Genomic DNA, 8,639 nt, shown 5'->3' on the forward strand with positions numbered 1-8,639 from the left:
TGGCCAGGAACTACACCGCCTCGAAGCTGATGTCCGAGGTGGGACTCCGGGTGAACGAGGCCCGCAGACTGGACCTGGACGACATCAAGTGGAACCTCGGGCGGTTTGGCAAACTCCATGTCCGCTATGGCAAGGGCAAGCGCGGATCGGGTCCGCGCGAGCGGATGGTGCCGCTGATCAACGGTGCGGGCCGGACCCTGCGGTGGTTCATCGAGGACGTGTGGGGCCAGTTCGGCGACGACCACACCCGCCCCGGTGCCCCGCTGCTGCCCTCCGAGCGCAAGAACGCCGACGGCTCCTCACGACGGGTCGGCGACGACGCCTTGCGCAACGGGCTCGCGGAGGCCGCCAAGCTCCACCTGCCGAGCTGGACCGACAAGCTGACGCCGCACGTTTTGCGGCACTTCTGCGCATCCCAGCTCCATCTGAACGGGCTCGACCTGATCTCGATCCAGGAGGTTTTGGGACACTCCTGGATTGCCACGACGATGCGGTACGTCCATGTGCAGCAGACCCGGGTCGAGGACGCCTGGGCGGCAGGGCAAGAGCGGGCCGCGAAGCGGCTGGAAGGGCTGATCCGATGAGGTGGAACCTGCGGCTCACCGCCGCGAACAAGGGCATCTGGAAGGCGTCCGAGCTCCAACGGAGCCTGGCCGAGCACGGGTTGGTCATCTCGGCGGGGAAGATGTCCGGGCTGTGGTCCGGGCAGCCGGTCTCCCTCAAGCTGGAGGACCTCGACGTGATCTGCGTCGTCCTGGGCTGCGAGATCGGCGACCTGCTGATCCCCGAACCGCAGACAGTCACCCGCCCCGGCCAGGACACCGATGTCCGGCAAGCGGCCACCGGCTCCACGGGACCAGCCCCGACGGTGGTTCCTCGCCGCCGTGATGGTCGGTCCCTTCCTCCGATGTGACCCATGAACCCAGGTTCCTGCCCCGATTGCCTGTGCTTGGGGGCGCCTTTTCGAGCCGCGATGCTCGACGTGTTCCTCGTTCGCCAGCCGCTGGAAGGCAGGCGTGTGTGCCGGCTGCACGCGCCAAGTACCCCTGCGGGAGGAGTACTGCCGTCTGTGCTGGGTCCAGGCGAGAGCGGAAGCCGCCGTGACCGGCGCCAAACCGGAGTCCTTCCTGCCCCACCTCCGCCACCAGCAGCTGTTCTTCTACGGACTGACGGCACTCTGGGACCGGCGTCCCAAGCCAACGGCATCCAAGTACGACCGCCGCGGCCGTCCCCGGCGGCCCGATCCGGCCCCCGCACCCCCTCCGCCCGCGGTCTGGTGCCAGCTCGCGTTGTTCGAGGCCCGCCGAGACCTCACGGGGCGGGCCAGCGATGAGGACGCTAGCCGCGATAATCCCTGGCTGGCCTGGGCCCGTCATAGCGCACATCGGCTTGGCGAGGCCCGCGGCTGGCCCCGCCAGACGCGTCTGAACGTCGACCAAGCCCTGGTCATCATCCTGACCGGCCATGCCGAGGGTGACGTGGTTCGGTACTCGGAAGTCTTCCCGGTGCTTCGGTCGCGCGGCCTGAGCGTCGAGCGGACCACGGAAGTGCTCGACCACATCGGTGTGTTCCTCGACGATCGGCCGTCGTCGTTCGAGCTGTGGCTGGAGTCCAAGCTCGACGGCCTCGCCACTGGGATCGCCCACGATGTCGGAGACTGGGCCCGGCTGCTGCACGACGGCGGCCCCCGTGCCCGGGCCCGCCATGCGGCGACGGTCTGGAACTACCTCAACCGGATCCGGCCCGTGCTGCTGAAATGGTCGAACCGCTACGACCACCTCCGGGAAGTCACCCGCGACGACGTACTCACCCACCTTGAAACCGTGCAGGGCTCGCAGCGGCAGCACACCATCGTCGCCCTGCGGTCGCTGTTCGGCCGAGCCAAGAAGAACGGGACGATCTTCAAGAACCCGACCAGCCGCATCCGCGTCGGCCAGCACGAGGAAGGCGTCATCCAGCCCCTGGAGCCCGAGCAAATCAACGGTTCTGTCGCCGCCGTCACCCATCCCGCCGACCGGCTGATCCTCGCCCTCGCCGCCGTCCACGCGGCACGGTCTGCGGCGATCCGCCGCCTCCAGCTCGACGACCTCGACATCGGCAACCGGCGCCTGTCCATCGACGGCCGCACCCGCCCGATGGACGAACTCACCCTTCAAGCCACCGCGGAATGGCTGGAGTTCCGGCGCCGCCGCTGGCCCGACACCGCGAACCCTCACCTGCTGATCAACAAGCACACCGCACTCGGAACCGGCCCCATCGGCAAGAGCTCGGTCGCCGGGCCGGCACTGCACCGACAGACCGCCACCCTGGAACGACTCCGTATGGACCGCCAGCTCGAAGAAGCCCTCGCCCACGGCCCCGACCCGCTCCACCTCGCCGAGGTCTTCGGCCTCAGCGAGAAGACCGCGATCCGATACGCGAACTCCGCCCGCGCTCTCCTGGAGCAGGACCTGGAATCCGCCCCCGCGACTTCACCGCGAACCCACGGGTCCACCCCCTAGAATCGGGCTTCTGGACCCTCGGGTTCCCGCTGAGAACCCTTCAGTTTTCGTGAACTCGCGGGCCTCTGGGGGTATCGCCGAGGTGAGCCCAAAAGGGGTCATGGGATGATCTTGAACCGCTGAGAGGCCCGGCCCGTCACCCGTTCGGCTCAGTGTCGTTGGTGGTGATGTTGACCATCGTCTGGGGCCTGGGGTGGGTTGTGACATCGATTGAACGGACCGCGTATCCGCGGTTCAAGCGGCTGATCACCGCGCATGAGCTGCATCTGTTCTTCTCCCCGAGCCGCGATGAGTTGGAGTGGGCGGCCGATGCCACGGACTGCGATGAGCATCTGCTGGCGCTGCTGCTGATGCTGAAGTCGTACCGGCGTATGGGGTGTTTCCCGGCGCTGGAGGACGTCCCGGAGATGGTGGTGGACTTCGTCCGGCGCGCGGTGGAGCTGCCGGAGGGCACGCTGCCGGTGTACCGGGCGGAGCGGACCGCCAAGCACCACCGGGGCCTGGTCCGCAAGCGGGCCGGCGTGACGTACGACCAGGCCAGGGCCCGCGGGATCGTCGAGCAGTCGATCCGCAAAAGAGGCCGCTGCGAAGAACCGCCCGGCGGATCTGATCAACATCGCGCTGGAGAAGGTGGTGGAGGCCGGGCTGGAGCTGCCGGGGTTCTCGACCTTCGACAAGATGGCCTCGAAGATCCGCACCGAGGTGAACGCCTCGATCTGTACGGGCATCCACGACCGCATGAGCGCTGCTCAGCGAGCGGGGCTCATGCGGCTGCTGGAGGACCGCGACAGTGACGGGACGACGCTGTTTAACCGGCTGAAGAAGCCCGCCAAGGGCCCGACCTGGTCGCACTTCAAGAACCTGACCAAGCGTCTGGAATGGCTGGACGAGCTTGGCGACACCGACGTGTGGATGGACGGAGTCGCCGCGGGGAAGGTCACCGACTTCGCCGGGGAGGCGGATGCGGCGGACGCCTCGGAGCTGCGGGACTTCGTCCCCGTCAAGCGCATCGCGCTGGTCGCGGTCCTGACGCACAAGGCGCGGATGCGGGTGCGGGACGACCTGGCGACGATGTTCTGCAAGCGTGTGGCGACGAAGATCAAGAAGGCCAAGGCGGAGCTGGAGGAGATCCGGCTCGCCGAGCGGGAGATCGTCGAGGCACTGATCGGGAACTACCGCACGGTGCTCAAGCACATCGACGAGGACGGCCCGGCCCAGGAGGCGCTCACGAAGGCCGCGGCCATGACCGCCGAAGTCCGCCAGGCCCTGGATGGTCTGGACGCGGAGGCGTCGGTGGACGAGGTTGCGACGCGGTTGGAGGGCAGGGTCTCCCCGGCGGTCCTCGCCCTGGTGAAGGCCCAGGTGGTGCAGGCCGGCGGGTTCGGCGCGGTCACCCGCGCGGTGGACGGCTTCGGAGGGTTCGCGAAGCAGTACGAGCAGATCGAGAAGGTCTCCGCCCATCACGGCAACTTCTGGGAAGTGCTGCTGTACGGGCAGATCGGCCGGGACCGGGCGGTGATGTTCGACCTTGCCGACAACGACAAGCTGAAGTTCACCGCGACTAGCGAGGACAGCCGGGTGCTGGACGCCCTTACACACGCCCAGCGGCACCAGGCGGCCCGCGGCGAGTACATCACCGCCTTCAACGAGGAGGGCAAGGAGGTCGACATCTCCTTCGCCACCCAGAACTGGCGCAAGGCGGTGGTCGACAGGACCCGGACCGGGCAGTTCGTCCGCAAGCACTTCGAGGCGATGGTCTTCACCGCGCTCGCCGAGGAACTGCGCACCGGCGACGTCGCGGTGGTCGGCTCGGAGGAGTACGCCGACTGGTCCGAGCAGCTGCTGGACTGGGAGGCCGTCCAGGAGACGCTGGGGTCCTACCTGGTGGAGGTCGGCCTCGCCGAGCAGGGCGAGAGCGCAGAGTTCGACGCGAAGTTCTTCCGCCGGCAGCTGGAGGACAAGCTGCGGGGCGCCGCCGCCGCGGCGGATGCCGGGTACCCGGAGAACGACGGCCTGGTCATCGATCCGGAGACGGGCATCCCCTCGCTGAAGGCGTTCCGGGCTGACGGTCAGCGGCCCTCGGCCAAGCGGCTGGAGCAGGAGATCAAGGCGAGGATGCCGGAGCGTTCCCTGATGGGGATCGTGGCCCGGACCGCGTACTGGGTGGAGTGGTGGCGCCGCTTCGGCCCGCCGTCCGGCAACGAGCCCAAGCTCACCGACCCCCTGGGCCGCTACGTGATCGTCACGTTCGTCAAGGGCACCAACATGGGCCCGTACGTCTCGATCGTGCTGCTGAACGAGGCGGTCGCCGACCTGGTGAACGCACACGCCCGCCTCGACATCTCGCAGGCGTGGGGCGACGGGACCGCCGTCGCGGCGGACGGCACCCACATGGACACGTACCTCGACAACCTGCTCTCCGAGACGAGCGTCCGGTACGGCAAGCCGGGCGGCATCGCCTACCGCCACGTCTCGGACACCTACATCGCGCTGTTCACGCACTTCATCCCGTGCGGGGTGTGGGAGGCCGTCTACATCATCGAGGGCCTGCTGAAGAACACCAGCGAGGTGCAGCCGACCACCGTGCACGCAGATACGCAGGGCCAGAGCTTCCCTGTCTTCGCGCTCGCCCACCTGCTGGGCTTCGACCTGATGCCCAGGATCAGGAACTGGAAGGAACTGACCTTCTACCGGCCCTCCAAGCAGAGCGAGTACGTACACATCGACGCCCTGTTCGGCGAGCCGGGCAAGAACGTCATCGACTTCGACCTGATCGAGTCCCAGTTCCGCCACCTGATGCGGGTGGCCGTCTCCGTACGCGAGGGCACCATCTCCTCCTCCACACTGCTCAAGCGCCTGCGCTCCGGGTCGCGCAAGAACGCCACCTACGCCGCCTTCCGCGAGGTCGGCCGCGTGGTCCGCACCGTCCAGCTCCTGCGCTACCTCTCCGACGCGCCGCTGCGCCGGCGGGTGACCGCGGCGACCAACAAGGTCGAGTCGTTCAACCGGTTCTCCCAGTGGATCGGCTTCGGCAACTGCGGCGTCATCGCCGACAACGACCCCATCGAGCAGGAGAAGGCGATGAAGTTCAACGCCCTGCTCACAAACGCGGTGATCTTCCACAACGCCCTGGACATCGCGGAGATCGTCCGCCAGCTGCTGGAGGAGGGATGGGAGATCGACCCGGAGGACCTGGCGCACATCTCGCCGTACCTGACCGAACACATCAACCGGTTCGGCGAGTACAGCACCCACGAACTCGGCATCCAGCCCGAGGCGTACGACCCGAAGCTGGACGTCGACTTCGCCCCGCTGCGTGAGCAGGACCTGACCGCTGCTGTTCTCGGTCAGGCCGCCTAATGGGACCTGCCGGAGGGCTTCTGCCGCAGCTTCACCCGGTTCCTGGAGACCCTGAGTCGGTGGACGGTGCGAAGAGGTAGCGGTCCATCATGAGCGCGGCGTCGGCGAGGATCTCGGGGTCGCCTTCGGCGCTCTCGCGGAAGGCAAGGTCGAGCAGGTTGCCCCCGACTTCCACGGCGAGTCGAGCGCGTCGCCGGAACGACTCGGTGTCCGGCATCGCGTAGCCGCGGACGAGTGCCTTGTGCACCCGCTCAGCGATCGCCTGGTCCGTCTGCCGGCCATCCGCGCGCAGCGCGGCGATACGTGGCCCGTGGTACCAGACGCGCCGGTAGCCGGGCTCCATGCGGAAGCGGTCCGCGTAGGCGTTGAGCAGTTTTTCCAGTAGCTCCTGCGAGCGCTGGGGCAAGGGCTCCTCAGTGATCCGCTCGGCAATCTGCACGTCCATCTGGAACCAGCGGTGAACCAGGGAGGCGACGATTGCTTCCTTGTCGGCAAAGTACCGGTAGAGCACGCCCACCGAGACTCCCGCTTCGGCGGCGATCAGCTTGGTGCCCAGCTCTTCGTAGGAAGTCGTCTCCAGCAGCGTGGCCGTCGCTTCAAGGATGCGGGTCACCTTCTCCCGGCTGCGCTGCTGCTGTGGTTTGTGGACTTGCTCAGTCATCTGACTCCTTGACACCTCCCCAAAACCAGAACCAGAGTCTGGTTCATGTTATTCGCCAGAGGGATCCCCCGCACACGGCTCGGGCCGAGCTTCAATCGGGTCTGGGCCTCGGTCACCGTATCCAGCCTCGGTGACGGCATGAGCTTCGTTGCTCTGCCGCTCCTCGCGGCGCAACTGACCGCCGATCCGCGGCAGATCGCGCTGGTGTCCCTGGCGGAGCAACTGCCCTGGCTGCTCCTCGGCCTGCCCTCCGGTGTTCTGGCGGACCGCTTCGACCGCCGCCGCATCCTGTGGCTCGTCGACGCGTCCCGGGCCTTGCTTGTCGGAGCGCTCGCCGCGACGGTCGCAGCCGGCATGGTGACAATTCCGCTCCTGGCGCTCGTCGCCTTCCTGCTCGGCTTTGGGCAGACGCTCTACAGCGGCGCCTGGGCCGGCATGGTCCCCGCACTGGTTGCCCACGGCGAACTCACACGGGCCAACGCCCGTCTGCAGTCCAGCTCCCTCATCACTGACACCCTGCTTGGAACCCCCCTGGGCGCGCTGCTGTTCGGCATCGCCGCCGCGCTCCCCTTCGCTGTCGACGCAGTGTCCTTCGCCACCGCTGCCGCACTGGTATGCATCCTCCGCGGGAGCTTCCAGCCCCGTTCCCAGCCAGCATCGAAGACGTGGACGACCCTGCGCCGTGACACGACCGAGGGCGTCCGCTGGCTCTGGCGCCACCACTTGCTGCGCCGGCTCTGCCTGGCATCCGGGGTCACCAACCTCGTCGGCGGTGGCCTGATCGCCATCCTGGTGCTCTACGCCCGGCAAACTCTGGGCCTGAGCAACCTGGGCTTCGCCCTGCTGGTCGCCTCCTTCGCGCTCGGCGGCGTGGCCGGGGCAATTTCGACCCCGCGCCTAACCGCACGCTTCGGCGCTCCGCGCGTCCTCAAACTGACCGCGGCGGGCACTGCCGTCGCTGCCGCAGTCGCAGGCACCGCGACCTCAGGCCCTATAGCCGGCATGGGCATCGCCGCGTACGGAGCAGCGAACCTGGCATGGAACGTCACCGCGGTATCGCTGCGCCAGTCACTCGTGCCCGCCGAACTGCTGGGGCGTGTCGCCATGGCCTACCAGATGGTCATCGGCATCGGCACCGCACTGGGTGCCGTGGCAGCCGGCTTCACCGCCCATGCCTTCGGACTGCGCGCCCCCTTCTACGCCGGGGCCGTCCTCCTGTTCGCCGCCAGCCTGATCAGCACACGATCCAGCGAGAAGACCGCGCCACCCTCCCAGAGCGCAACGGCCGTCGACGACGGTGCTACGGGAGCACACCGCAGCACCGGATCCACACCAGCAGACGACGCGGAGACCCGCTGACTCCGGGGCGACTACGGGACTCCGGCCACGTTCACACTCTGCCCGAATCGGTCGCAGCGCCCAGGACTGCGCCGTCGCAGTAAATACCGGATTTACTGCGGCAGAGCCCCTACCGTGATCACCGCGACCCGCGGCGGACCAATCCGGCCGCCGGGGCGAGGTGTACGCATTTACTGCGGCAGTACCGGAAGGGCGGGACGGCGTGACGATCGAACCAGTGACCGATCTCGGGAGCGGGGGCGCACTTCGGTTGCCGCGCGCTCGGGTCGTACCTCTGTCCGCCCCACCCGCGTCGTACACCGCGGCGGTCGAGCGCTACCTCACCGGCGCGGGCATCGCGAAGTCCTCCGCGCGGATCTACGGATCTCGCTGACGACCTGGGGGTGGATGCTCACCGGTGAACCGGCGCCGACCGGACCCGCCCGCCGGGGCGCGAAGCCGCCCGTCTTCCCCGTCCCCGCGATCGACGACCCGGCGCTGCCCGAGGTGCTGGCCGAACTGGCGGCGGCGCGGGCGGACGAGATGGACGCCGACACCGTCAACCGGGAGCTGTCCATCGCGCGCAAGGCGATCGGCTGGTGGCAGCGCCAGGGCTGGATCGAAGGCGATCCCACGATCGGCATCGAGCGGCGGCCGGCGCCGCCGGACCGCACCAAGGCTCTCGCGGAGAACCAGGTCGTCCAGGTCCAGTCTGCGGGCCTCGTTCACCCGGAGTCCCACCTCGGACATCAGCTTCGAGGCGGTGTAGTTCCTGGCCA

The 8,639-nt window shown here is 68.2% G+C and carries 8 protein-coding genes and 1 pseudogene; 8 read left to right on the forward strand and 1 reads right to left on the reverse strand.

From position 1 onward, the window contains the following. The 5 genes from IEY86_RS35225 to IEY86_RS35245 all read left to right on the forward strand — a co-directional run. The coding region (locus tag IEY86_RS35225; protein ID WP_229699056.1) for a tyrosine-type recombinase/integrase at nucleotides 1-584 on the forward strand (584 nt) is incomplete at its 5' end. Next, on the forward strand, nucleotides 581-913 hold the full coding sequence (locus tag IEY86_RS35230) for a helix-turn-helix domain-containing protein (protein ID WP_189135981.1): 333 nt from the start codon (nucleotides 581-583) through the stop codon (nucleotides 911-913). The genes IEY86_RS35225 and IEY86_RS35230, both read left to right, overlap by 4 nt. A 187-nt stretch (nucleotides 914-1,100) precedes the next feature. Beyond that, nucleotides 1,101-2,501, forward strand: a complete 1,401-nt coding sequence (locus IEY86_RS35235; RefSeq protein WP_229699057.1) for a site-specific integrase — start codon at nucleotides 1,101-1,103, stop codon at nucleotides 2,499-2,501. A 167-nt stretch (nucleotides 2,502-2,668) separates the two neighbouring features. After that, the gene (locus IEY86_RS37330; protein ID WP_229699059.1) at nucleotides 2,669-3,295 is read left to right on the forward strand and encodes a DUF4158 domain-containing protein; all 627 of its coding nucleotides are present in this window, start codon (nucleotides 2,669-2,671) and stop codon (nucleotides 3,293-3,295) included. Then, nucleotides 3,180-5,861: a Tn3 family transposase gene (locus IEY86_RS35245; RefSeq protein ID WP_229699058.1), complete on the forward strand. Its 2,682-nt coding sequence runs from the start codon at nucleotides 3,180-3,182 to the stop codon at nucleotides 5,859-5,861. Before IEY86_RS37330 ends, IEY86_RS35245 begins: the two co-directional genes overlap by 116 nt. Nucleotides 5,862-5,892: 31 nt before the next feature. Here IEY86_RS35245 and IEY86_RS35250 read toward each other — a convergent pair whose 3' ends face one another. Then, nucleotides 5,893-6,522, reverse strand: coding sequence for a TetR/AcrR family transcriptional regulator (locus IEY86_RS35250; RefSeq protein ID WP_189135983.1), 630 nt, complete (start codon nucleotides 6,520-6,522; stop codon nucleotides 5,893-5,895). A gap of 45 nt (nucleotides 6,523-6,567) precedes the next feature. Between IEY86_RS35250 and IEY86_RS35255 the strand changes: the two genes are divergently transcribed. The 3 genes and pseudogenes from IEY86_RS35255 to IEY86_RS37335 form a co-directional block, all read left to right on the forward strand. Then, nucleotides 6,568-7,881, forward strand: a complete 1,314-nt coding sequence (locus tag IEY86_RS35255) for an MFS transporter (protein ID WP_189135984.1) — start codon at nucleotides 6,568-6,570, stop codon at nucleotides 7,879-7,881. A gap of 217 nt (nucleotides 7,882-8,098) precedes the next feature. Then, entirely contained in the window at nucleotides 8,099-8,254 is a 156-nt protein-coding gene (locus tag IEY86_RS35260) for a hypothetical protein (RefSeq protein ID WP_189135985.1), read from the forward strand. A 14-nt stretch (nucleotides 8,255-8,268) separates the two neighbouring features. Beyond that, nucleotides 8,269-8,639, forward strand: a pseudogene (locus IEY86_RS37335) (hypothetical protein); the annotation flags it as partial.

Origin of the sequence: Wenjunlia tyrosinilytica (genome assembly GCF_014646055.1) — a bacterium.
GTDB lineage: Bacteria > Actinomycetota > Actinomycetes > Streptomycetales > Streptomycetaceae > Wenjunlia > Wenjunlia tyrosinilytica.

Bases quoted from the DNA above. Each gene is read 5' to 3' on its own strand.
- IEY86_RS35250 (WP_189135983.1), bottom strand. From the start codon at position 6,522: ATGACTGAGCAAGTCCACAAACCACAGCAGCAGCGCAGCCGGGAGAAG.
- IEY86_RS35230 (WP_189135981.1), top strand. From the start codon at position 581: ATGAGGTGGAACCTGCGGCTCACCGCCGCGAACAAGGGCATCTGGAAG.
- IEY86_RS37330 (WP_229699059.1), top strand. From the start codon at position 2,669: ATGTTGACCATCGTCTGGGGCCTGGGGTGGGTTGTGACATCGATTGAA.
- IEY86_RS35255 (WP_189135984.1), top strand. From the start codon at position 6,568: ATGTTATTCGCCAGAGGGATCCCCCGCACACGGCTCGGGCCGAGCTTC.
- IEY86_RS35245 (WP_229699058.1), top strand. From the start codon at position 3,180: ATGGCCTCGAAGATCCGCACCGAGGTGAACGCCTCGATCTGTACGGGC.